The 24,782-nt window shown below is 41.6% G+C and carries 27 protein-coding genes; 6 read left to right on the plus strand and 21 right to left on the minus strand.

The features are described 5' to 3' along the window. Positions 1–102 precede the first annotated feature (102 nt). Complete coding sequence (locus OQX61_RS16420) at positions 103–1,035, plus strand: hydrogen peroxide-inducible genes activator (RefSeq protein ID WP_265842881.1); 933 nt, start codon at positions 103–105, stop codon at positions 1,033–1,035. A 138-nt stretch (positions 1,036–1,173) separates the two neighbouring features. Here OQX61_RS16420 and OQX61_RS16425 read toward each other — a convergent pair whose 3' ends face one another. The 3 genes from OQX61_RS16425 to OQX61_RS16435 form a co-directional block, all read right to left on the minus strand. Continuing rightward, positions 1,174–1,779: a superoxide dismutase gene (locus OQX61_RS16425; RefSeq protein ID WP_265842882.1), complete on the minus strand. Its 606-nt coding sequence runs from the start codon at positions 1,777–1,779 to the stop codon at positions 1,174–1,176. A gap of 82 nt (positions 1,780–1,861) precedes the next feature. Then, the gene (locus OQX61_RS16430) at positions 1,862–2,335 is read right to left on the minus strand and encodes a nucleoside deaminase (protein WP_265842883.1); all 474 of its coding nucleotides are present in this window, start codon (positions 2,333–2,335) and stop codon (positions 1,862–1,864) included. Beyond that, the gene (locus tag OQX61_RS16435) at positions 2,336–2,671 is read right to left on the minus strand and encodes a tRNA-binding protein (protein WP_265842884.1); all 336 of its coding nucleotides are present in this window, start codon (positions 2,669–2,671) and stop codon (positions 2,336–2,338) included. A 366-nt stretch (positions 2,672–3,037) separates the two neighbouring features. Here OQX61_RS16435 and OQX61_RS16440 point away from each other — a divergent pair, with 366 nt between their 5' ends. Both OQX61_RS16440 and OQX61_RS16445 read left to right on the plus strand, forming a co-directional pair. Continuing rightward, positions 3,038–3,673 carry a LysE family translocator gene (locus tag OQX61_RS16440; protein WP_265842885.1) on the plus strand — a complete coding sequence of 212 codons (636 nt, stop codon included), beginning with the start codon at positions 3,038–3,040 and terminating at the stop codon, positions 3,671–3,673. Positions 3,674–3,801: 128 nt separating this feature from the next. Further along, a complete protein-coding gene (locus tag OQX61_RS16445; RefSeq protein ID WP_265842886.1) occupies positions 3,802–4,986 on the plus strand; it encodes a class I SAM-dependent rRNA methyltransferase in 1,185 nt (394 codons plus the stop codon). Here OQX61_RS16445 and OQX61_RS16450 read toward each other — a convergent pair. The 7 genes from OQX61_RS16450 to OQX61_RS16480 form a co-directional block, all read right to left on the minus strand. Beyond that, complete coding sequence (locus OQX61_RS16450; RefSeq protein ID WP_265842887.1) at positions 4,983–5,240, minus strand: DUF6814 family protein; 258 nt, start codon at positions 5,238–5,240, stop codon at positions 4,983–4,985. The two genes, OQX61_RS16445 and OQX61_RS16450, sit on opposite strands and share 4 nt — an antisense overlap. Before the next feature lie 19 nt (positions 5,241–5,259). Further along, positions 5,260–6,795, minus strand: a complete 1,536-nt coding sequence (locus OQX61_RS16455; protein ID WP_265842888.1) for an MFS transporter — start codon at positions 6,793–6,795, stop codon at positions 5,260–5,262. A gap of 152 nt (positions 6,796–6,947) precedes the next feature. Then, the gene (locus tag OQX61_RS16460) at positions 6,948–8,003 is read right to left on the minus strand and encodes a nucleoid-associated protein (protein WP_265842889.1); all 1,056 of its coding nucleotides are present in this window, start codon (positions 8,001–8,003) and stop codon (positions 6,948–6,950) included. Positions 8,004–8,012: 9 nt separating this feature from the next. Beyond that, positions 8,013–8,792, minus strand: coding sequence for a TerC family protein (locus OQX61_RS16465; protein ID WP_265842890.1), 780 nt, complete (start codon positions 8,790–8,792; stop codon positions 8,013–8,015). A gap of 100 nt (positions 8,793–8,892) precedes the next feature. After that, on the minus strand, positions 8,893–10,236 hold the full coding sequence (locus OQX61_RS16470; protein WP_265842891.1) for a hypothetical protein: 1,344 nt from the start codon (positions 10,234–10,236) through the stop codon (positions 8,893–8,895). Next, positions 10,233–10,763, minus strand: a complete 531-nt coding sequence (locus OQX61_RS16475; RefSeq protein ID WP_265842892.1) for a hypothetical protein — start codon at positions 10,761–10,763, stop codon at positions 10,233–10,235. The genes OQX61_RS16470 and OQX61_RS16475 overlap by 4 nt, the downstream gene beginning before the upstream one ends. Before the next feature lie 2 nt (positions 10,764–10,765). Further along, positions 10,766–11,314, minus strand: a complete 549-nt coding sequence (locus OQX61_RS16480; protein ID WP_265842893.1) for a sigma-70 family RNA polymerase sigma factor — start codon at positions 11,312–11,314, stop codon at positions 10,766–10,768. Between the two features lie 145 nt (positions 11,315–11,459). On the opposite strand from OQX61_RS16480, the gene aspS reads away from it, so the two are divergent. Next, complete coding sequence (gene aspS / locus OQX61_RS16485) at positions 11,460–13,205, plus strand: aspartate--tRNA ligase (protein ID WP_265842894.1); 1,746 nt, start codon at positions 11,460–11,462, stop codon at positions 13,203–13,205. A gap of 126 nt (positions 13,206–13,331) precedes the next feature. Here the strand turns inward: aspS and OQX61_RS16490 are convergent, their stop codons facing one another. The 7 genes from OQX61_RS16490 to OQX61_RS16520 form a co-directional block, all read right to left on the minus strand. Next, a complete protein-coding gene (locus OQX61_RS16490) occupies positions 13,332–13,775 on the minus strand; it encodes a hypothetical protein (RefSeq protein ID WP_265842895.1) in 444 nt (147 codons plus the stop codon). Beyond that, on the minus strand, positions 13,759–14,142 hold the full coding sequence (locus OQX61_RS16495) for a phage holin family protein (RefSeq protein ID WP_265842896.1): 384 nt from the start codon (positions 14,140–14,142) through the stop codon (positions 13,759–13,761). The genes OQX61_RS16490 and OQX61_RS16495 overlap by 17 nt, the downstream gene beginning before the upstream one ends. Before the next feature lie 22 nt (positions 14,143–14,164). Beyond that, a complete protein-coding gene (locus OQX61_RS16500; protein ID WP_062546416.1) occupies positions 14,165–14,431 on the minus strand; it encodes a YtxH domain-containing protein in 267 nt (88 codons plus the stop codon). 53 nt (positions 14,432–14,484) lie between these two features. Next, positions 14,485–15,537, minus strand: a complete 1,053-nt coding sequence (locus tag OQX61_RS16505; RefSeq protein ID WP_265842897.1) for an AI-2E family transporter — start codon at positions 15,535–15,537, stop codon at positions 14,485–14,487. 8 nt (positions 15,538–15,545) lie between these two features. Further along, the gene (locus OQX61_RS16510; RefSeq protein WP_265842898.1) at positions 15,546–16,946 is read right to left on the minus strand and encodes a sigma-54 dependent transcriptional regulator; all 1,401 of its coding nucleotides are present in this window, start codon (positions 16,944–16,946) and stop codon (positions 15,546–15,548) included. A 173-nt stretch (positions 16,947–17,119) separates the two neighbouring features. Further along, a complete protein-coding gene (locus OQX61_RS16515; protein WP_265842899.1) occupies positions 17,120–17,902 on the minus strand; it encodes an enoyl-CoA hydratase-related protein in 783 nt (260 codons plus the stop codon). 26 nt (positions 17,903–17,928) lie between these two features. Further along, positions 17,929–18,348: a cobalamin B12-binding domain-containing protein gene (locus tag OQX61_RS16520; protein ID WP_265842900.1), complete on the minus strand. Its 420-nt coding sequence runs from the start codon at positions 18,346–18,348 to the stop codon at positions 17,929–17,931. 80 nt (positions 18,349–18,428) lie between these two features. On the opposite strand from OQX61_RS16520, the gene OQX61_RS16525 reads away from it, so the two are divergent. Further along, positions 18,429–20,090, plus strand: a complete 1,662-nt coding sequence (locus tag OQX61_RS16525) for a glutamine--tRNA ligase/YqeY domain fusion protein (protein ID WP_265842901.1) — start codon at positions 18,429–18,431, stop codon at positions 20,088–20,090. A 133-nt stretch (positions 20,091–20,223) separates the two neighbouring features. Here OQX61_RS16525 and OQX61_RS16530 read toward each other — a convergent pair whose 3' ends face one another. After that, on the minus strand, positions 20,224–21,057 hold the full coding sequence (locus OQX61_RS16530; protein ID WP_265843079.1) for an N-acetylmuramoyl-L-alanine amidase: 834 nt from the start codon (positions 21,055–21,057) through the stop codon (positions 20,224–20,226). 138 nt (positions 21,058–21,195) lie between these two features. Between OQX61_RS16530 and OQX61_RS16535 the strand changes: the two genes are divergently transcribed. Next, the gene (locus OQX61_RS16535; protein WP_265842902.1) at positions 21,196–22,878 is read left to right on the plus strand and encodes a Zn-dependent hydrolase; all 1,683 of its coding nucleotides are present in this window, start codon (positions 21,196–21,198) and stop codon (positions 22,876–22,878) included. Between the two features lie 130 nt (positions 22,879–23,008). Here OQX61_RS16535 and OQX61_RS16540 read toward each other — a convergent pair whose 3' ends face one another. The 3 genes from OQX61_RS16540 to OQX61_RS16550 are packed head-to-tail and all read right to left on the minus strand — an operon-like array spanning position 23,009 to position 24,782. Then, positions 23,009–23,377, minus strand: coding sequence for a response regulator (locus OQX61_RS16540; protein WP_265842903.1), 369 nt, complete (start codon positions 23,375–23,377; stop codon positions 23,009–23,011). A 17-nt stretch (positions 23,378–23,394) separates the two neighbouring features. Further along, entirely contained in the window at positions 23,395–23,958 is a 564-nt protein-coding gene (locus OQX61_RS16545) for a chemotaxis protein CheB (RefSeq protein ID WP_265842904.1), read from the minus strand. After that, on the minus strand, positions 23,958–24,782 hold the full coding sequence (locus tag OQX61_RS16550; RefSeq protein WP_265843080.1) for a protein-glutamate O-methyltransferase CheR: 825 nt from the start codon (positions 24,780–24,782) through the stop codon (positions 23,958–23,960). Before OQX61_RS16550 ends, OQX61_RS16545 begins: the two co-directional genes overlap by 1 nt.

The following is a 24,782-nucleotide window of genomic DNA, read 5'->3' on the forward strand; positions in this document are numbered from 1 at the left end:
CCATTTATTTGGTTAAGGACATATTTAAGTCACAACCAATCCAACACCGGAGTCATATAGTTTAAATTGATATCTTTGTAAAACAAGATAAATTTTAACTATATGACTTTAGTTCAACTGGAATACATTGTCGCCGTAGATACCTACAGAAGCTTTGTTGGCGCCGCAGAAAAGTGTTTTGTGACACAGCCAACTTTAAGCATGCAGGTACAAAAACTGGAAGAAATGCTGAATGTCAAGATCTTTGACCGCAGCAAACAGCCGGTAGTTCCTACAGAAATCGGCGCCCAGCTCATTGAACAGGCCAGACTAGTCCTACAGGAAAGCCAAAAAATCAAAGAAATTATCAGCAGTCAGCAGCAAGACGTTGTTGGAGAGCTTAAAGTCGGGATTATCCCTACTGTAGCCCCGTATTTATTGCCCAGGGTGATCTCCGGCATGATGGAAAAATTTCCTGATCTGAAGCTGCTGATCTGGGAGTATACGACAGAAGACATCATTCATCACCTGAAAACGGGTGTATTGGATTGCGGCATCCTTGCCACTCCCCTTGCCGACAACAATATCAATGAGCTTCCGCTGTATTATGAAAATTTTGTGACCTATATTAGCAAGAACAGCAAGCTCTATAAAAAGAAAACTATTGATGCCAATGACCTGGAAGAAGAAAACATCTGGCTACTCAATGAAGGGCATTGTATGCGTTCTCAGGTATTGAATATTTGTCGTTCCACAAAAGACAACCGCCTCGCGGGACTAACCTATAACACGGGAAGTGTAGAAACCCTGATCCGCATGGTTGACGTAAACAATGGAGCGACTTTACTTCCTGAACTGGCCCTGACGGACCTGAGCAGCAAGCAACTCAGCAAAGTACGCCATTTTAAGTCGCCTGAACCGGTCAGAGAGATCAGTCTGGTGACTCATAAGAACTTCATTAAGAAACGCATGCTGAATGCCTTAAAAGAAGAAATTCTGGCGATCATTCCTAAAGCAATGAAACAGAAAAAGAGAAAAGACGTAGTTGGGATCTAACGAATTCTGAAAACACCTCCATTTAACTGCTGTTCAAATTGATGATAAAAGAAATAAACGAGAAAAGCCTGTAAGGAATCCCTACAGGCTTTTCTTTCGAAACCATCATAAGCTTATGGTAGCTTCAAAACGCGTTGACTATGCTTTTTTGAAACGAGCAGCAACTGCATCCCAGTTTACTACATTCCAGAAAGCTGAAATATAATCCGGACGTCTGTTTTGATATTTTAAGTAGTAAGCATGTTCCCATACGTCCATACCCAATAGTGGAGTACCTTTTACTTCAGCGATATCCATTAATGGACTATCTTGATTTGGCGTAGAACATACTGCTAATTTGTTATCAGCAGTAACGATTAACCAGGCCCATCCTGAACCAAAACGAGTAGCACCAGCTTCTGCGAATTTAGTTTTGAAATCTGCGAAAGAACCGAAAGCAGCATTAATTGCTTCTGCCAATTCTCCTTTAGGCTCGCCACCTTTGTTTGGGCCTAAAATTTCCCAGAATAAAGAGTGGTTATAGTGACCACCACCATTGTTTCTTACTGCTACAGGAAACTTAGAGATGTTTTTAACGATTTCTTCAATGCTTTGATTCGCTTCTGGTTTACCTTCTAAAGCTTTATTTAAGTTGGTAACGTATGCCTGGTGATGCTTACCATGGTGAATTTCCATTGTAAGTTTATCAATATGCGGTTCTAGTGCATCTGTTGCGTAAGGTAACGCAGGTAATTCAAAAGCCATATTATTATATTTTAAGGTTAAATATTATTTCTTGCACAAATATAACATTCAAACCTTAGTTTTTGTTCAATACTTTGTCAAGTTAGCCTCTTTTGTTGGCGAAAAACCGCGTCATTAGTGATCCGCATTCTTCCGCAAGCACGCCACCTTTCAATTCCGTTTTCGGGTGAAGCAGGTTGGCATTTTTGGAGGTAAAACCACGTTTAGGTTCTGTTGCACCATATACGAGGCGCCCGATTTGCGTCCAGTAACTCGCACCGGCACACATTACGCAAGGCTCAATTGTTACATATAAGGTGCATTCTTTGAGGTATTTGCCCCCTAAAGTCTGTGCTGCGGCTGTAAAAGCCTGCATTTCTGCATGAGCAGTTACATCGTTCAGCTGTTCGGTGAGGTTATATCCGCGCCCTACAATCCTGCCTTTACACACAATAATTGCTCCGATCGGGATCTCTTCTGCATCATAGGCCTTCTGCGCTTCCTGCAAAGCCAGGCGCATATAATGTTCATCTTCGGCAGCAGGGCCCTCTTCTTCTGAAAAATTAAAATAACTCATTTAACACATTTTACTGCCATTCGGCACAGTACCATTTAACGTTGTCAGCACAATATCTCCATTCTCATCTGCGAAACCTGTCACCAGGAATTCAGACATAAACTTACCGATCTGTTTTTTGGGGAAATTGACGACACCTACAATCTGCTGACCTACCAGCTCTTCTTTTGAATAATGCTTAGTCACCTGCGCACTGCTCATTTTAATACCGAGGTCGCCGAAATCAACTTTCAGCTTGTAAGCGGGCTTTCTGGCCTCCGGAAAATCTGAGACTTCCAGAACCGTCCCTGCACGAAGTTCGACGTTTTCAAAATCATTCCAGGTTATTTCTTCCATCCGCTAAAATTACAACTTATTGCCAAAACGTCAAGATCTTTAATTGAAGGAAGGTTCCGGGGAAAAAACAAGCAAAAAGCAGGAAAAAGAAAACAGCTGGTTTTATCGATAAAAGACAAGCTGTTGTGGTCGGGAAGAGCTCAAATCGTGGTAGGGGTTGACTAAACTATTAGAAAGGGTTCGGATAGGTAAACCTACAGCAAACTACCAGCAACCTATACCGAACCTATACCATACCCTATCCGAAGATGCCGTTCTTCCCGACCACAACCCGACCACTTCCTTCTGCTTCCCAAAAGCCCTGCTGCTCTGTAACCAGTCTGAAAACCTAATTATTTTAAGTAATTTTGCCCCATCCCGAACACCATGGTACCCATTCAAGAACTTACTTATTTTGCTTTAGCAGCTTTAATGCTGGTCCTGAGTCCAGGGCCAAACATGGTGTACCTGATTTCCCGGTCTATCACACAAGGGCGCAATGCCGGACTGGTTTCTTTAGCCGGATTGATGTGCGGTTTTCTTTTTCATATTTTCATGGTGGCTTTTGGCCTGACTGCCGTCCTGTATGCAGTTCCTCATGCTTTTACAGTGATTCAGGTTTTAGGGGTAATTTACCTGCTTTATCTCGCCTATCAGGCGGTTAAACCAAATGGGAAGCCATTGTTTGAGGCTAATACCACACTGGCGAATGATCCCCCGGCAAGACTTTTCAAAATTGGCGTGATCACGACCATGCTCAATCCTAAAGTCGCTGTTTTTTACTTGTCCCTGTTCCCTTATTTCATCAAACCCGAATATGGATCAGTATTTCTGCAAAGCATACAATTAGGCCTTACTCAGGTCAGTATCAGTGCTTCAATTAACTTTTTAATCGTGTTGAGCGCGTCACAGGTTGCCCGCTTTTTTGCGAATAACCCAACCTGGGTAAAGGTTCAAAAATGGGTAATGGCAAGTGTGTTGGTCGGTATGGCAATAAAAATGGCCTTGAGCGCGGCAGAATAGCATTTCGAATGGGCAAGACCAGATAGAACTGTTTTATCTACTACAGATTCCCCTCAGCTATACAGCGGTTATTTTTTCGACCAAATCCTTCAACCTAAAAAGAGCATTGTTTTTCCTAACTTTGCAGCATGATTGATGTAATACTTAAAAAAGGAAAAGAAAAAGCGGCAATGCTTCACCATCCCTGGATCTTTTCAGGAGCAATTGATAAAATTAAGGGGAAGCCAGAAAATGGTGAAATCGTTAAAGTTTGTTCTGCAACAGCAGAGTTTCTTGCCTATGCGTATTACAATGCCGAATCAAGGGTAGCACTGAGGTTAATGGAATGGGACGAAAGTAAGACCATTGACAAATCATGGTACCAGTTAAAACTTCGTGATGCAATTGCTTCAAGACAGCATTTGTTAAACGAAAACACCAATACCTGCAGATTAGTATTCAGTGAAGCCGATTTCCTTCCCGGATTAATCGTAGATAAATATGCAGACTTCCTTTCCCTTCAAATCCTGAGTTCAGGAATGGAGAATGCGAAGGCAGAGCTGATTGAAATTTTAATTGAAGAGTTAAACCCAAGAGGTATCTTCGATAAAAGTGATGCTGGTGCACGTAAACATGAAAACATGGAAGCGACTCAAGGCTTACTTTGGGGCGAAACTCCACCGGAATTCATTGAAGTTAAGGAAAACGGAATTGCTTACCACATCAATATTGCAGACGGACAAAAATCAGGTTTCTATTGCGATCAGCGTGATAACCGCGATATTCTTGCCGCTTATAGCAAGGATAAAAACGTGTTGGACTGCTTCTGCTACAGCGGTGGTTTCACATTAAACAGCTTAAAACAAGGTGCAGCGCATGTAACCAGTGTAGACAGTTCTGCATTGGCGATCGAAACCTTAAAACATAATCTGGAACTTAACGGACTGGAAGCATCCCGTCAGGACAGCATTCAATCTGACGTCAACAAACAATTACGTGTTTTCAAAGAAGAAGGCAAGAAGTTCGACGTAATTGTATTGGATCCACCTAAATATGCACCTTCACGTTCTGCATTAGACAGGGCTGCAAGGGCTTATAAGGACCTGAACAGACTAGGAATGCTGTTGCTTGAAAAAGGTGGCATCCTGGCTACTTTCTCTTGCTCCGGAGCTGTAGACATGGAGACCTTCAAGCAAATCATCGCCTGGGCCGCTTTAGACGCAGGAAGAGAAGTGCAGATCCTGAAACAATTCCACCAGCCAGAAGACCATCCAATCCGGGTTTCTTTCCCTGAAGGTGAGTACCTGAAAGGTTTGTTACTAAGAGTACTTTAACCGGCAGGTTCTTCGGAACCTTCAGACAGTTGATCATATTCCCCTTTCAGCGCATAATAGCCGAATATCACCAGGCCTGCGCTGATTGGGATAAAAATGAATAAGATAATCCCCCATTGTAAGGCCGTATTCGTCTTTTCCACCCCTTCCGCAGCCAATCCTACTTTTTCATAAGCCTGCAAGAATAAAAAGATGATAGATACGGGTCCCAATATCATCCAAAACAGTCCTAATCCTTTTTTTAATCCGTTCATAATCTTGTTTTTTAGGAGGTTAATCTTCAATTTCTGCTTCCACAGGTTTTTTATTAGACAGGTAAATCGCGCCGATTACAAAGCTCAGTGTAGCGATGCCAATAGGATACCAGAGGCCGGATAAAGGCGTGGAACCGGAGAAACTGGCAATCAGCGTGGCGATAAAAGGCACCAGACCACCAAATACCCCATTTCCAACATGGTAAGGCAGCGACATAGAGGTATACCTGATCTTTGTAGGGAACAATTCCACTAAAAATGCGGCTATAGGTCCGTAAACCATGGTTACCAATAAGATCTGGAAGAAAATCAGGAATACAAATTTCCAGAATACCGGGGTCGATAGCTTTTTATCTTTCAGCAGCTCCGGGTGGATTTCCACCGGTTTATCCGCAGCTGCAAATTTTGTATGAGATTGTACTTTATGATAACTGCTGCCATCCAATAAAGTCACCAGGGCAGTAGTGGTAACCAGACTATCCGCAGTACCATTGATAGCCGTACGCGTAATCACCGGGTCCGAAACAGCGGAAATATCCTGCTGCGTTACTTTACTGAAATCTGTATCGTCTAAAAATATCTGATATATAGGCCGGTAAAAGATAATTCCGAGCAACATCCCTGTCAGCATGATCCACTTCCGACCTACCCGGTCGCTCCAGGAGCCAAAGATCACAAAGAAAGGGGTCGCAAAGGCGATTCCCCAAAGCAGTATATACCTGGAATCATTGAAATCGACCTTACAGGTGTTTTCAATGAAGGATTGCGCATAAAATTGTCCGGTGTACCAGATCACGCCCTGTCCCATTGTTGCGCCAAACAAGGCCAGCAATACCATTTTAAAATTCGCTTTATTATTGAAACTCTCCTTTAAAGGGTTTTTCGAAACTTTTCCTTCTGTTTTCAATTTTGTAAACATCGGAGACTCGTGCATTTTCATCCTGATATAGATCGATACACCGACCAGCAGAATCGACAATAAAAATGGAATTCTCCAGCCCCATGCGGCGAAATCATCTGCGCCTAACAGGTTTTTGGTGAGCACAATCACGCCCAGCGACAAAAATAAACCACCTGTAGCGGTTGTCTGAATCCAACTCGTGAAAAATCCCCGTTTATTGGCGGGTGCATGTTCGGCCACATAAGTCGCGGCGCCACCATATTCTCCACCCAATGCCAAACCCTGCACCAGGCGCAGAATCAACACCAAAATGGGTGCAGCATACCCAATACTCGAATAAGAAGGGATCAGGCCAATTAAAAAGGTGGAACCACCCATCAATACCAAAGTCAGTAGAAACGTGTATTTACGCCCGATTAAATCGCCGAGGCGGCCAAATACCAGGGCACCAAAGGGCCTCACTATAAACCCTGCAGCAAAAATTGCCAGCGTATTGATCAGCGCAGAAGCCCCTGCATCAGCAGGAAAGAGCTGTGCCCCGATAATTGTAGCCAGGCTACCAAAAATGTAAAAATCATACCATTCAATCAATGTCCCCAGAGAAGAGGCACCAATGACTTTGAAAATACTGTTCTTCTGTAGTTCCGGGTTCATACGTTAAGGAAATTTGGCTTCAGAAATAAAGCTACTATTTATTCTCAAATATTAACTGTACGCAAAAGGAATTCGCAAAAAAAGAACCAAATCTTTTAGAGAATCTAAATGATTTGGTTCTTTTGATTATAAATTGATACTAAAAGAAAGCTTTATTCTTCTTCTTTGAAATACACTTTGTAATAGTTCATAGACTTGTCTTCGTCATAGCCCTTCTCAATCAGCTCTTTATCCCCGTGGATATAGATGTGGAAGTTCTTATCCAGCTTTAACACGCTTTTATAGGCTCTGGTTTGCTTTTTTACCGCAGCACCAGAGATGTCGAAAGTATCTGCAATCGGGGTATCAAATTCCTCCTCAAAACTCTTTTTATAGTTCTTGAAAGACTCAATTCCTTCCGCATTACCAATCACTTCATTGGAGAACTCATCAAGGTCAAAACTCTCCTTTTCCTTGAAATATTTCATGGATTTGTTCAGCAAATCGATCTTATCTGCTTTGGAAATATCAAATTCCTGATCCAGTTTCTCCGTTACAAAGTTCTTGACAACGCCCAAAACACTGTTGGTCTGGTTAAAGTTGTCATTTCTGATTTTCAATTTCAAAAACTCATCTTTCCAGTACACCGCTTCTGCGCTTTTATTGGTCTGGTCGATCACCGCTACGCGGAAACCTTCCTCCTTGTCGGTGTTAAAGATCAGACAGCCTTTATCCAGCTTATTGATATTGATTGCATCTTCTTCGTAGCCTAAACCAAATCCGCCTTCTTCCGGATAAACCTTTAGGAAAGACTCTTTCGTTTCGGATTTAAAGATCCCGATGGCATCATGAAGCTCCCCTTCAATCTGAACATTTTCAAAATAAGCGACATACAACTCTCCCGGCTTGATCTTCGGATGACCTGAAACATCATACAGGTATTTTGCCAGCTCCTTACTGTTTTCATGGAATGTAGTGCCATCCTCAAAAATTTTGGAAGCAAAATGATACACCTCATTCAGGTTTAAATCAGCATTCGGGTGTGTGAAATGATAAATCTCGTTCACCTTCGCAAAAGGTCCTAAAAAATACTGCTGCAGCAAATTGCTCAGCATATTGTCTTTTACAGGGATAGACTTTTCAGACAATACATAAAACTCGTCCTGTGCCTTGTTTCCAATGCGGTGTATAGATAATTCGGCCAATGCGGCTTCAAAAAATGAAATCATGCGGTAAAATTACTGGTTTTCGTGCGGGGTATTTCTAAGTTCAACAGGTTTATTGCTTTTCTTCATTTTCAGGTTCAGCATCTCTACCAATACCGAGAAGGCCATCGCAAAATAGATATATCCTTTAGGAATGTGTTGATCCAATCCTTCTGCAAGCAGGGAAACCCCGATTAACAATAAGAATGATAAAGCCAGCATCTTCACTGTCGGGTGTTTGTTTACGAAATTACTAATTGCTGATGCCGATACCAACATGATCAATACGGCAATGACTACTGCTGTAATCATGATCTCGATGTGATCTGCCATACCAACTGCAGTAATTACAGAATCTAAAGAGAATACCACATCTAAAATCAGAATCTGTATGATAATGCCCATAAAAGAATGAACTTTTCCTTTGATACCGCCTTCTTCTTCGCCTTCCAGCTTCTGGTGGATCTCATGGGTACTTTTATAAATCAGGAACAATCCGCCGATGATGAGAATCAAATCTCTTCCGGAAATCGCCAGTTTCGCCAGCCATTCTGCATTGCTGATGCCGATCCAATCGCCCACATTAAACAATGGAGCAGTTAGTTTCATCACCCAGGTGAGTGACAATAACAACAATACTCTGGTGATCATCGCGAGGCCTAAACCTACCTGACGTGCTTTTTTCTGCTGGTCAGCAGGCAACTTTCCTGCTAAAATTGAGATAAATACGATGTTATCTATACCCAGTACAATCTCCAGAATGGTTAAGGTAATGAGCGATATCCAAGCCTCCGGGCTACTAAAAATTTCCATATGAAATAAAATAAATCAAGCTACTAAGATATAAAAAAAGCTTGCCGAATTCATCAACAAGCTTTTGCTTAAATACGCTATTCCAGAAAACAAACAGAGATTAATTCAGGGAAATATTACCGTAACTGGTACGTACATTTAGGTTTCCATTTCCACCGTTCCCGATTCTGCCCTCATAATTTTTAGTGCTTCCATTCTCAGAAACCAGCTTAGCATGCACGTCTGTTCCTGGTTTAAAACTCCCATAACTAGTTTTCAGGACAAAATCAGCGTTATAATTGCTGGCGAAGGCAAGCGTAACTCCTGTATAGTTACCGGCTACCGTTAAGTTTTTACAACCCGCAAGCACATTGTCGACCAACAGCTTATTATAGGCCAGATTGAAATCCCCATCTCCTTTTAACGTGCCGACCTTCACCGTAACGTATCCGGAATTGACCTTCAGCTTATTCACTGAACCAATCGTGAGGTTATTGTATTGTTGTTTAACCGTCGCATTTCCATTTATCGTAGTCACGTTCACATTGGTATATTGTGCGTCTAGTTCCAGGTTATTTACAGAGCCGATGTTCAGCCCTTTTCCGTATTGCTGTTTGATAGAAGCATCACCTTTTATCGTATTGATGGTCACTCCAACGTACTGTGCGTCCAGTTCCAGGGTACCCACGGTCCCCAAATTTAATCCGGCACCATATTGCTGTTTGATCACCCCTTTGTTCATACCCGTAATATCTGCCCTTCCATATTGCACATCTACATAGTTGTTGGTACTGGCTAAGTTCCCTGCGGTAAAAGAGCCATACTGAACTTTTGCATAAAGTGCGCCAGAGAAATCGCCTATACTAAGTCCACCATATTGGTTATTAACCGTTAATGGTGTACTTGCGGGCATATACACCACATAATTGATCTTCAGCTCTCTACGCCAAACCTTTCCCCTCCTTGTCCCACTGCCATAATTACCATCCTTAGACGAGAAAACAGTCTTGAATGCAATCTGATCACAGCTTTTGCCAGATTCGATATTGACTTCTTCCAGCAAACGCTGCGCTTCAGCGGCATTATTACTATAGGCTTTAATGTCAATATCTACCTTTACTTCTTTTTTATCCCATGTTTTGATCGTAATCCCGCCAAATTTATTGCTCAGACTCAGTTTATCAGCCCCGTTTACGGAGAAAGATTTAGAAAAATTTTTTGTCTTTACCGGATCGCCGGAATCTTCCTGAGGATCTTGATTCATCAAATCCGGCGCAGGTAAAGGAGGTACCGGAGGTAGTGTCGGAGCAGCAGGCAATGGTACTATAGCTGCCATCGCCGGAAACTGTGGCAAAGGCGGCATTGTAGGCATCGGCGCGTTATTCAGTTCTCTTATCACCGGCTGTGCGACGGCCAGATTTGCAGCCAATAACAGGCCACATATTCCCCAAACTAACTTTTTCATATTTGATTCTCCTCTTTGTATTGATTTACTTCATTGATGATCGACAATTGCTGATTGATCACCTGCAATTGCAGCTCCAGATTCTTTACCATTGCCCTAATGACCATCTCTTGATTGGGGCTGTTTTGCAACTCCTTCTTCATCTTTTCATAATCCCCGTCGAGCTGGTTCAGATCTGCGCTAAACTTCGCATATAACACCGGATTTTTCTTCGCATATACCTGCAGGCTATCTTTTTTCTCTTCAATCAGGCTGGCAAATTTCAGTTCTTTCTTCCCATAAACCGGGCTGATATCTGCGATTTGCAATTCCTGATCGCGGTTACGATAAGTATAAATAAAAGTAACCGTCATGATCAGCATCAGCGATGCAGCTATACCGAACCAGAATGGCATCCCCAATTTTTTTTTTACTTGCTCTTTATCCAATCCGGCATCGATTCTTGCCCATAACTGATCAGATGGTGTTTTAAAGTCAAACTCTTTTTTGTTTTCCTTAATGTACTCTTCGATACTCCTCTTGTTCATCGCTATACCCCTCTCTTTACTAATAAACCATTTAATTTCAATTTCGCACGCATGTACTGTGTTCTCGAAGTGCTTTCAGATATTTTCAGAATATGAGAAATCTCCTCATGGTCGTAGCCCTCAAAAAGATATAAGCTGAGCACCACACGGTAGCGGTCTGGCAAGGCGGCAATGGCCGTTCTTACCTCCTCAACCCGCCATTCCAGATCTTCCTCCTCCATATGATCCAGCGGTTCTGCGATATCTACAGCATCCATACTCACAAACTCCACTTTTCGCTTCCTCAGGTAATTGATCGATTTATTGATTACAATCTGCTTCAGCCAAAGTCCAAAGGTTGTTTCCCCTCTAAAGCTCTCTATCCGTGTAAAAGCGTCCAGAAATGCTTCCTGCAAGACATCTTCCGCCTCATCATCGAAATTTACGATCCTCAGGGCCACGTTATACATAGCCTTTGCATACAATTTGTAAATTTCAAATTGTGCTTTCCGGTTTCCTTGCCGGCACTCCTGAACGAGTGTGATGTGCTTATCGATGTATACAGTTTCCAATGTTTTCCAATTCGCTTATAGGACAGCTGATTTTTTGAAACGTTGCATCTCAAACAAAAATATTTTGAATATACTAAGCTAAATTCAATGAGGGTTGAAATATCCGGTTCAAAATCAATATTTTTGGGACTTAATACTTTTAATAATGTTAAGAACAACTACTTGCGGAGCTCTAACTATTGAGAATTTAGGTGAAAATGTAATCTTATGTGGCTGGGTACAAAAATCCAGAGATTTAGGAGGGATGACTTTTATTGACATCCGCGACAGATACGGGATTACCCAACTTGTTTTCAATATGGACGACAACCGGGAATTATGCGAGGCAGCACGTAGCCTGGGCAGGGAATTTGTAATTAAAGCAAGCGGCCTTGTCGTAGAACGCTCTAACAAAAACCTGAAAATGCCAACAGGGGAAGTCGAGATAAAAATCACTGCCTTAGAAATACTAAATGCATCAAAAATACCACCATTCATGATCGATGATGAAACTGATGGCGGGGATGATTTGCGCATGAAATACCGTTACCTGGATTTACGTAGAAATCCGGTCCGTAACAACATGATCTTGCGTCATAAAATGGCTCAGGCCGTTCGTCGTTACTTAGACGAACTGGACTTTATTGAAGTAGAAACACCGGTATTGATCAAATCTACACCAGAAGGTGCAAGAGATTTCGTGGTGCCAAGCAGAATGAACGAAGGTCAGTTTTACGCCCTTCCACAGTCGCCACAAACTTTCAAGCAGTTGTTAATGGTGTCAGGATTTGACCGTTATTTCCAGATTGTTAAATGTTTCAGAGATGAGGATTTACGTGCCGACAGACAACCGGAGTTTACTCAAATCGATTGCGAAATGTCTTTCATCGAACAGGAAGACATCCTAAATACTTTCGAAGGACTGATCCGTACCTTATTCAAAGACCTTAAAGACTTTGATTTGCCGGAAGTTCCAAGAATGCAATATTCAGATGCCATGAAATTCTATGGTTCTGATAAACCAGATACCCGTTTTGACATGAAATTTGTTGAATTGACGGATCTGGTAAAAGGAAAAGATTTCCCTGTTTTTGACAGTGCAGAAACGATCCTCGGAATCAATGCAACTGGTTGCGCAAGCTATACCAGAAAGCAAATGGACGAATTGACAGAATTTGTGAAACGTCAGCAAATTGGAGCAACAGGTCTGATTTACATGCGTCATAACGAAGATGGTTCCTTAAAATCTTCTGTAGATAAATTTTACAATGAAGACGAACTGAAAAAATGGTCGGCCGCAATGAATACCCAACCGGGTGATTTAGTGCTGATCATGTCAGGTCTGACTGATAAGGTGCGCAAGCAATTGAGCGAATTACGCCTTGAAATGGGTACCCGCTTAGGTTTACGTGATAAAAACAAATTCAGCGCCCTTTGGGTACTGGACTTCCCGCTATTAGAATGGGATGAAGAATCTGAACGTTACCATGCAATGCACCACCCATTCACTTCGCCAAAACCAGAAGATATTGCCTTATTAGATACCGATCCGGGAAATGTAAGAGCAAACGCTTATGATATGGTGGTTAATGGAACGGAAATCGGTGGTGGGTCTATCCGTATTCACGACAGAGCACTGCAAGCATTAATGTTCAAGCATTTAGGCTTCTCTCCGGAAGATGCGCAGAAACAATTTGGCTTCCTGATGGACGCTTTCGAATTTGGCGCACCTCCACATGGTGGTATTGCTTTCGGATTTGACAGGTTGTGTTCTATTTTCGCAGGTCTGGATAGTATCCGTGATGTGATCGCCTTCCCGAAAAACAACTCCGGAAGAGATGTGATGATTGATAGTCCTTCGACTATTGATGAGAAACAAATGAAAGAATTAAAAATTCAGACTACCGTTTAATCAAATACTAAATCTGAAACCGGATGATTTATCTGGTTTCAGATTTTAAATATACGCCGCAGCAATACCGTCCGGACATAAAAAAAGGAAGCTCCAGGGCTTCCTTTTTTTATGATATCTCAAATTTTAATACGTTTCACTATCTGGTGGAATGCCATAATCGACTTCCAGCGGTGGTTTTTCTTTTGTTCTCTTTGTTTTACTAAACCAGCCGGTCACCGAATTGAATATCGCCGACAAATGCTCTGCGTCCAGCGACTTTCCGAGTTTCCCTGAGGCTAAGCTTACCAGCGCCTTTGTCACTAAACCAGAGCCTTTAAAAAAGGTACTGTTCATCACTAAAGGCAACGCCATAGAAAGTACCTTACTACTGATGTTAAATTTATCATCAATTTTAAGGAAGGCCGATGGTGTGGCATACTTCTTAATAAAGCCATTTATGGTAAACTGATGAAGGTATTTTTTAGAATCCCCCACCAATGCGTCCCCTTTGGCCGTATACTCAGATTTCAACAACCGCACTTGCAGGTGTAGATCTTCGATGTTGTTGATGTTATACTTTCGGTTCATCTTCCTCCTCCTTATCCGCTAGCTTAGTAAAATAGCGTCTGATGGTAAAATTAATGATGGCCTTTTCAATGTATTTCTCTTTCGCAAAATAGACGATCAGGGCAAGCAGCAAATATATCGCGGCCACACAACCAAAACCTCTGGTATAACTACCCAGAACATCCGATAAAAACAGGGCTAAAGTAAAGGTACCGAACAGGAAGGCCAGCAGAAAGCAAATCGCAACCGCGGCATTGGTTACCACATCGGCGAACATTTTAGCGCCCCGCTCAATCAGGTACAAACGGGTATATTCCAATCTCGTATTCACATACTCCTTGGCGTCCCCTACCAATTCCTCCAGATCTTTTTCTTTATTTTCCTGCATTACAATGTGATTTTACGATTCCTTATGCGTGTTCTAAATCATCTTCAAACTCTTCTTCTTCTTTGCGAAGCTTCTCTTTCACAGTGCCTACAACTTTATCTTTTAAGCTTGCCAGCTGATTAATTTCATCTGCAGCTCTATCTCTGATGGTATCTCCAAGGTCTTTTAAAGACTGGCTCAATTTATCTCTTGTTTCACTGCCTTTTTCCGGAGCAAATAGTAATCCCAATGCCGCACCCGCAGCTAAACCGGCTAATAGCCCAATTAATACTTTTGAATTATCATTCATGACATTTACATTTTGTGTTGAATATTTATTTTGTTGATGCTGGAATATAGTAATTATAACGATTCCTCTTCAGAAATTGTTTTAATTCTTTCCAATCTTTCCGCCGCCATTGCGCTGTTTTCGTATATTTTGATCAATAAAACGAAATATGACAATAACAAGGGACCGAAGACCAGGCCTAATATTCCAAATAAGGGTACACCAATAACTACGCCAATTACGGTGATAATGGGGTGAATATTTCCAACTTTTTTGGCGATGACGAAGCGCAGCACATTATCGATATTGATCACCACCACAAATCCAAAAATGAGCATTGCCCAGCCGGCAAAATTGTTCCCATCGGCCAGCTGCAATAAGGCGGCAGGCACAAAAACTACCGGCGGACCTAATATCGGCACGAAGGAAATGAACATGGTAATCACCCCCCAGAATAAAGGGTCAGAATAACCCAGCACATAAAAGGCCAGACTAACCAGTGAGCCCTGCACAATCGTGATTAAACCCTGTCCCAATACATTGGAATAGGTGGTATTTCTCATCTCTTCCGCAAAACGATAGGCATTCTGCTCCCTGAAAGGGGCATATTTGAGCATAGAAGCTTCGAACTTCTCCCGTTCCACCAGCATAAAATACAATAGGAAGTACATGATAATCAGCCCCAGAATAATGTTAAAGGCGCCGGAAATTAAGGACGGAAAGAGCTCTGTAGCCCATGTTCCCGCCTTTTTCAATCCTTCTTCTACCAGGTTCTGAAAATCGCTGTTCAGCGGAATCAGGTGTTTAAGTTTGAAAATCAGGTTTTTGAAATAGATGTGATCGCTTTGCAATTCTGCAATTTTCTCGATCACCATGCTGCTCAGTGCATAAAAAGGCAGAATCAGCACCATAACGGAGGCAAACAATAGTAGAAGAGCAGAAAATTGTTTATTCCATTTCTTCTCTTCTACCAGGTAAATATAAGCGGGTCTCAATATCGTAAACAACACCAGGGTACTTAAAATAGATCCAAAGATCCCCTGTATGGAATAAGCAATTAAACAACCCAGGGCAATGATAATCACCAGATTGATGTTATTCCGTTGTTTGTGGTTGAATAAGGACATAATCGCTTTTAGTTCTCCAGATTGATAGCTCTCATTTTATTGTAAAGCGTCTTCCTGTCGATATTCAAGATTTTCGCTGCTTTAGTTTTGTTAAAATTCACTTCTCTCAGGACTTTCAAAATCGCTTCGTATTCTGCTTCTAAAGCAGCGTTTTTAAGGTCTCTTGGCTTCTCTGTACGTGCTATAGAAGTTTCCATAGCGGAAGCTTTTGCATAAGTAGAGATTTCCAATGGCAGGGCTTTCAATTGAATTTCCTGCGTTTCAGTTAGCAGGGAAGCCCTTCTAACCACATTTTTCAGCTCTCTCACATTCCCAGGCCAGTTATAAGTCATGATACACTCTTCCACTTCTTCGGAAAAGCCATGGATTTTACGGTTCAGCTCCTGATTTGCACCTTTCAGGAAAGTATGTGCGAACAACATAATGTCACTACCGCGCATCCTCAATGGTGGCAAGCTCAAAGAAAACTCATTAAACCTATGGTATAAATCTTCCCTGAATCTTCCCTTTTGGATGGCATCTGCCAGGTTTTCATTCGTGGCCACAATGATCCTTACATCCAGTTCAATTTCCTTGGTGCTTCCGATTCTTTTGATCTTACGCTCCTGTACCGTCCTCAATAAGGCGGCCTGGATTTCATAAGAAAGGTTTCCTACTTCATCTAAAAATAAAGTACCTCCATTGGCCATTTCAAAATGGCCTATTTTAGTATAAAGTGCGCCGGTAAATGATCCTTTTTCGTGACCGAAAAATTCACTTCCAGCAAGTTCTTTCGTTAATGATCCGCAATCCATTGCCACAAAAGGCTGGTTTTTCCGGGGACTATTCAAGTGAATGGCCATCGCTACAGATTCTTTACCTGTACCGCTTTCGCCGGTCAGAATCACACTATAAGTGGTTGGTGCTACCAGGTGAATCTGCCTTAACAGTTCCTTAGAGGCCGCACTTGATCCGTTAACAAAATTATCGGTATGGCTATTCCCCGGCTTTGATCCCTTTTGCTTTGGTGCTTCATCCTGAATTTCCAGTCTGTTTACATTCAAAGCCATTTGTGTATCAATCGCTTTATTGATGGTATTTAAAATCTCATCAGGGTATAAAGGTTTGGTAATGTAATCGTAGGCGCCCAGCTTAATGAGTTCTACAGCAAGTTTAATATCTGAATATCCTGTAATAATGATAACTCCGGTACCCGGATAGCTTTCTTTAATCTTGATCAGCATTTCTTTACCATCAGTATCCTCCAAACGGTAATCACATAAGACCAGATCATAGCTTTCCTTTGCCAGATATTCCATCGCTGAAACACCACTCGTAGCTGTTGAGACACTAAATGAATTTCGGGTTAAAAACTTAGAAAGTAATAAACCGATGTTTATTTCGTCGTCAACAATCAATATTTTTCTCATAGGGAAATTAAATAGTTTACTCCATTATTACCAGATAAATATAAATACTTTTTTTGTATGGGAAAAATTTTCTACACTTTTAAATCCGCTGCCCTATAAAAAGGCCATTTTTTACGCAACAAAAAAGCCCATTGAAAAAGATCAAATGGGCCTAAATTATAGTTTAAACGAGATTATTTCCCTAAAAACACTGCTTTTCTTTTTTCTAAAAATGCAGAAGTACCTTCTTTAAAGTCTTGTGTATCAAAACACTTACCAAACTCCTTAATCTCTGTTTCATAGCCATTTTCGTCAAAACGAATGGCGGCATTAACCGCGCGGATTGCACTCCCAATTGCCAGTGGTGCCCGAAGCTTGATTTTTGACAGGATTTCTTCCGCTTTTGTAAGCAATTCTTCTGCAGGAACGACATGATTTACCAGTCCGATTTTTCCGGCTTCCGCAGCGGTAATCATATCCGCGGTAGTGATCATTTCTATCGCTTTACCCTTTCCTACCAACTGTGTGAGGCGTTGTGTGCCCCCATAGCCCGGAATTAAACCTAAAGTCACTTCCGGCAATCCTAATTTTGCCGTTTCTGAAGCAATGCGAATGTGGCAGGCCATGGCCAGTTCCAATCCGCCGCCTAAAGCAAAACCATTAATCGCGGCAACTACTGGTTTAGGGCAATTTTGGATCGCATCAAAGACCTGATTTTGTCCATTTCTGGCCAGGGCCTCTCCTTCTGCACCGGAATAGGCCGCAAACTCGGAGATATCTGCTCCGGCAACAAAGGCTTTTGGCCCGGCACCGGTTAGTAAAACTGCACGTACCTGATCGTTCTGTGCAGCAAAAGCAATGACATCCGCCAGCTCCGTTAAGGTCTCTTTATTGAGCGCATTCAACTTCTGCTCCCTGTTAATGGTCACATATAATACGGATTCTCTGATTTCTGATAGAAGATTTTGATACGCCATAAATTTCGGTTAAGGAAGTTTAAATGTTAGAAGTTTCTGTTTTCAGCCACCCAGTCTTTGATGTAATTGGTGATGGTTTCCATGGTAGTTCCCGGAGCAAATAGTTCTCCGACACCAATCGCTTTTAGCTTGTCCATGTCGCTTTCCGGAATGATACCACCGCCGGTCAGCAGGATATCCGTCACTCCTTTCTGTTTCATGATTTCTACTATTTTGGGGAAGACGGTCATGTGTGCGCCTGATAAAATCGAGACCCCAATTGCGTCCACATCTTCCTGTAAAGCGGTGTTTACCACCATCTCCGGCGTTTGTCGAAGGCCGGTATAAATCACTTCCATCCCGGCATCCCGCAACGAAGTAGCAATGACTTTTGCGCCCCTATCGTGCCCATCCAATCCAACTTTAGCCACTAAAACCCGAATGGGTCTGTTTAATGTGTTGCTCATAAAATATACGAATAGTAGGTTGTAAATGTAAGTAAATTAGCGGTTTTATGTTAACTTTGAAGACTAAATTTACAGTTTTTATGAGTGAGGAAAGATCATTGAACTTTATTGAAGAGATCATTGAAAACGATTTGAAAAGTGGAAAATACGAGACCTTAATTACTCGTTTTCCGCCTGAACCGAATGGTTATTTACACATCGGACACGCGAAGGCGATTTGCCTGAACTTCGGTCTGACCAAAAAATATGGTGGCTATACAAACCTGAGGTTTGATGATACCAACCCGGTAACTGAGAAAACTGAATATGTAGACAGTCAGCAGGAAGACATTAAATGGCTTGGTTTTGAGTGGAAAAATGAACTGTATACTTCAGATTACTTTGATACTTTATACGATTTCGCAGTTAAACTGATCGAAAAAGGCCTGGCTTATATCGACGATAGCACTGCCGAAGAAATTGCAGCCCTGAAAGGTACGCCTACAGAGCCCGGAACAGACAGCCCATTCCGTTCCCGCAGCATTGCGGAAAACCTGGACCTGTTTGCCCGTATGAAAGCGGGTGAATTCCCTGATGGTGCACGTATTTTAAGAGCGAAGGCAGATATGTCCAGCCCGAATATGATCATGCGCGATCCGATTATTTACCGCATCAAACATGCAGAACATCACCGTACCGGCAACAAATGGTGTATTTATCCGATGTACGATTTTGCACACGGACAAAGTGATAGCATTGAGCAAATCACGCATTCGATCTGTACTTTAGAGTATGTATCGCACCGTGAGCTGTACGACTGGTTTATTGAACACCTGGAAATTTTCCCTTCTAAACAATATGAATTTGCCCGTTTAAACCTTTCTTATACGGTAATGAGCAAAAGAAAACTACTGCAATTGGTAAATGAAGGCGTTGTAACCGGATGGGATGATCCACGCATGCCTACCATCAGTGGTTTGAGAAGAAGAGGATATACTCCGGACAGTATCCGTGAATTCTGCGAAAGAATCGGGATTGCGAAAAGAGAAAACCTGATCGAACTCAGCTTACTGGAATTCTGTGTACGTGAACACCTGAATAAAATTGCCAACAGAGTAATGGCGGTATTAGATCCGATTAAACTGATCATCACCAATTACCCTGAAGGACAGGAAGAAACCTTAAACGGCGAAAACAACCCTGAAGCAGAAGATAAAGGCGGAATCAGAGCCATTCCTTTCAGCAATGAACTATGGATTGAGCGCGAAGATTTCATGGAAGAACCGGCTAAAAAATGGTTCAGACTAGCGCCTGGTGCAACGGTAAGATTGAAACACGCCTACATTGTACAGTGTGAAAGCTTCGTAAAAGATGCAGAAGGTAATGTAACGGAAGTTCATTGTACTTATATCCCTGAATCGAAAAGTGGCGAAGATACCAGCGGTATCAATGTTAAAGGAACAATCCACTGGGTAAGTACAAAACATGCTAAAAAAGCAGAAATCAGAACTTACGACCGCCTGTTTACAGTAGAATCTCCGGATTCGGAAGAAGGTGATTTCAAAGATTACCTGAACCCTGATAGCGTTGACGTGATTAAAGAAGCTTATATCGAGCCTTATTTAGCCAATGCAGACCTGGATTCAAGATACCAGTTCATCCGCAAAGGATATTACTGTGTAGATAAAGATTCTACTCCGGAACATTTGATCTTTAACCGTACGGTTGGATTGAAAGATGCCTGGGCAAAAGCAAAAAAATAAGCTGACCTCAGCCTTTTAAGGATAAAAGGGATGAAAATATTAAAGGCCAGATCAGCGGATATCCGTTAATCTGGCCTTTTTCATGTAAAGCATTTAATCCCCATCTCTTTCAGGGAGCCTGGTTTTTCTTCGCTTATAAATATTTAGTGTACAAATTATACAGAATCAGCTTATCAGCAGGTGTCAATACCGGCGTTATATCTGTTTGTACGAAGTGAATTTTAAAGGCAACTATCGCGGAGGTTACATTGCTTACATTGTATCCGATTGCTCTCAATGCCAGTTCTGCATTAAAATCTACCGGTGGCATTTTTAACACGTCATCATACCATAATCCAAATCCTTTTTTTGATAAAACCTTCCATGGGAAGTTTAAAGGATCAATTTTACGCCTTGGCGCTACATCCGAGTGTCCAATAAAGTTGGCCGCAGGAATGTTATATTTTTTCTTTAATGCGCCTAACAATGTCACCAGGCTTCTTACCTGTGCATCAGCAAACGGCTCTTTTCCGTTGTTATCCAGCTCAATCCCTATCGAAGAGGAGTTCAGATCGGTATCATTGCCCCATTTCCCTATTCCTGCATGATTGGAACGCAGGTATTCATTGACCATTTGAACCACTTTACCATCTCTGCCGATCACATAATGTGCACTTACTTCTGCTTTTTTGTTGAGAAAGGTTTTCACCGTTTGATTCAGGGAATCCTGTGCCGTATGGTGCAGAATCACAAAGTTAGGACGGCGCATTCCGAAGTTTACTGAGCCTATCCAGTCCTGCATGGTCGGATCCAGCGTCTCTTTACTTTGTTTTATTGGTGGAGTAGATTTGATGATTTCGGAAAAACCAGTCGCTTGTTCTTTATAGATTTTATTGGTAGCGGCATACTTGTTTGAAGAGCAGGAAGCCATAAAGAACAAGGAGAATATAAATAAGCCTGCGCCTTTAATTTGAGAAGTTGGGATCATAATGAAGGATATAGAACTGGTAAAATTACTATTTTTTACTAATTTAGTTGCCATCTTATACTCAGATCAATGCAGGATCGTGACAGAAATGCCCGCATTTGATGTAACTTTGCTACCGATAAAAAAACAAGTATCTATATGAAGAACTTAAGCAAATTAACGCTTATTATTGCCGGATGTGCGGTCGCTACATGGATTTCGTCTTGTAGTAATCCTCAGGGAACCACCAATACCCATGCCAAAGAGATCAGCTCAGGTGAAGACAGCTTACAACATTACGTAGACGAGCGAATTGGCATCTATGAAAAGGTGAAATTAAGTACCAACCTGAACGATTTATCTGCCACCGACCGTAAGATCTTGCCTTTATTGATTCAGGCTGCTCAGATTATGGATGATTTGTTCTGGAAACAGGCTTATCCTCAACGCGACAGTCTGCTGAGCACGATAAAAGATGAAAAAACCAAAGCATTTGTATGGATCAACTATGGACCATGGGATCGCTTAAACGGTGATAAGCCATTTATTGCAGGCATCGGTCCAAAACCTGATGGTGCAACGTTCTACCCTGCCGGGATGACTAAAGAACAAGTGGAGAAATCTGATTTAAAAAATAAATTCAACCAGTATTCTGTCATCAGAAAAGACAGTACCGGAAAACTAGTTGAAATTCCTTACCATGTATTGTTCGCTTCGGAATTGCAAAATGCTTCTTCATTATTAAAGCAAGCAGCATTATTAACTGATGATGCCGGTTTCAAAAAATACCTGAACCTTCGTGCTGATGCTTTAACCACAGATGATTTCACGGCAAGTGATTATGCCTGGTTAGACATGAAAACGAATAATCTGGACATCATTATCGGTCCGATTGAAAACTATGAAGATAAATTATTCAATGCCAGGGCTTCTTATGAGTCTTATGTATTGGTAAAAGATAAGGTTTGGAGTAAACGTCTGGCCAAATATGTAGCCATGTTGCCTGAATTACAGGAGGGTCTACCGGTTGAGGCAAAGTACAAAAAAGAAAAACCTGGAATCGACTCAGAGCTAAATGCTTATGATGTAGTTTATTACGCAGGAGATTGTAATGCGGGATCAAAAACCATTGCGGTAAACCTACCGAATGATGAAATCATTCAGCAGAAAAAAGGCACGAGACGTTCTCAATTGAAAAACGCGATGAAAGCCAAGTTTGATAAAATTTTGCTTCCGATTTCAAAAGAACTGATCGACAAAGACCAGCAGCAGTATATTAATTTCGATGCTTTTTTTGCCAATGTGATGTTCCACGAAGTGGCTCACGGTCTTGGAATCAAGAAAACAGTAACTGGTAAGGGTTTCGTTAAAGAAGCTTTACAGGAGCAATATTCCTGGTTAGAAGAAGGTAAAGCCGATGTACTGGGTCTTTACATGGTAACCGGTTTACTTAAAAAAGGAGAGTTAGAAGGTGATCTCAAAACCTTTTACACGACATATATGGCCGGAATCCTACGTTCAGTAAGATTTGGTGCTGCAAGTGCACATGGTAAAGCCAATATGCAATGTTTCAATTTCTTCAAAGAGAATGGTGCTTTCATCAGAAACCCGGACGGAACATATAAAGTAGATTTCACGAAATTTGAAACTGCGATGAACAAGCTGAGTAAACTGATCATTACCCTTCAGGGAAATGGCGATAAAGCAGCCGTAGCGAAAGTACAAAAAGAGAATGCCGTAATCAGTGCTGAGTTACAAAAAGACCTGGACAAACTGACGCAAAAAGGCATTCCTGTAGATATTATATTTGAACAGGGTGTAGATGTGCTTGGCGTAAAATAAACGAAGCAATTCCGTTTATAACAGGCAGCAAGCCTGTATACAAAAGGGCAGCAAACCAGATTATGGTTGCTGCCCTTTTTTCATAGCCACAAAAGCTTTTGTTAGAAAGACGGTCTGTTCAACAGCCGCTTTATTTGTTCAAATGTCTTACAATGATATTTTCCAGTTCCTGAATATCGAAGGGCTTAGACAGATAGCCATCCGCGCCTGCCTGTTCCGCTAAAGATTTAACATCATTATTGGCCGTAAAGTAAATCACAGGAATGTTTTTTAAGCGCTCATCCCCCTTCAGCTCTCTTGTGGCATCAATTCCACCTACATCAGGTAGCCAATTGTCCATAAAAATGATATCCGGCATATAAGCCATAACCTGATCGATAATCTGGTTAGAAGTCGCAGAGGTCTTAATCTCATAGCCTGCATCTTCCAGAATAATCGTACACAATTCTAAAATATCCGCATTATCATCAAACACAAAAACCTTTTTCAAATTCCCCATTTATCTTGTTGTTGTTTCTAGCTTAGTAAATTTATAAATGTTGCCATCTCTTCAATGCGCAACACACGATCTATATGTACATTTTTTTGTGCCTGCTCCGGCATATAGGCTACCTGCGCCGTTTCAGGGTCTTGTATCACTGCAATTCCTCCCCAGTGTTTTACGCTCAGCAGTCCATTTACGCCATCGGCATTGGAACCGGAAAGCAACAGACAAACCAGATCCTCTTTATAGGCTTCTGCTGCGGTTTGGAAGGTCACATCTATTGCCGGTCTGGAATAATTCACCTTCTCTGAATAGTCTAAAGAGAAAGTGCCATCCATTTCAATAAGCAAATGATAGTCTGATGGGGCAATATAAATGGTTCCGGGAACCATCAACTCCTTCTCATCGGCTTCTTTCACCGCCATTTTTGTTCTGGAAGACAGTAGTCCCGGCAACAAAGAATCGACCCCATGTTTCCGGTGTATTACAATCACAATCGGAAAGGAAAGCTCCGGATCAATCGCCGGGAGGACTTTTAACAGTACCTCCAGGCTTCCAGCCGAGCCGCCGATAATAAATGCCTTACATTTCTTCATTAGCGTTGTTTCCTCCAGATTTTATTCCCTGGTAATCTTTTATAATGTTTGTGAATATCTGAAAATTCAATGGTTTCTTTGGTACCCAATGCCAGATAACCCAAATCTTCCAGACTGTCATTAAAAAGTTCCAGGACTTTATTTTGTAAATCACGGTCAAAATAGATCAGGACATTACGACAAAGTATCAGTTGAAATTCATTGAAAGAATGGTCTGAGACCAGATTATGCGTAGAAAAGATGATTTTACTTTTCAGCTCCTCATCAAATTTAGCAAGGGAATAATTTGCCGTATAGTAGCTGGAAAAATCCCGCTTTCCACCGGCGGTAATGTAATTCTCAGAATATTGCTTCATTTGACCAAGTGCAAACATCCCCTGAGCGGCCTTTTCAAGCACTGTAGGGTTTAAATCCGTTGCATAGATCAATGACTTATGCAGTAAATTCAACTCCTTTAGTACGATGGAAATAGAATAGGCTTCTTCTCCTGTAGAACATCCGGCAAGCCAGATGCGGATAAAAGGATAGGTACCTAGTTGGGGTAATACTTCTTCCCTCAGTGTTTTAAAGAATTCCGGATCACGAAACATTTCCGTCACATTCACTGTAATCTGTTCTACAAAGCGCTTAAAATAGATCGGGTCATTGTTCACTTTATACCGGAATTCAGCAAAGCTGAGGGACTTATCCAGGCTATACAGCCTGTTGATCCTTCTTTTTAAAGACGCTTTAGAATATCCGGTAAAATCATACCCGTATTGTTCCAGTAAATCTGAAAGCAGGATTTCAACCTGATCGTCGTTAACGGCAGCAATTTCCAAAAT

Source organism: Pedobacter sp. PLR (assembly GCF_026239675.1).
In the GTDB taxonomy this organism is placed as follows: domain Bacteria; phylum Bacteroidota; class Bacteroidia; order Sphingobacteriales; family Sphingobacteriaceae; genus Pedobacter.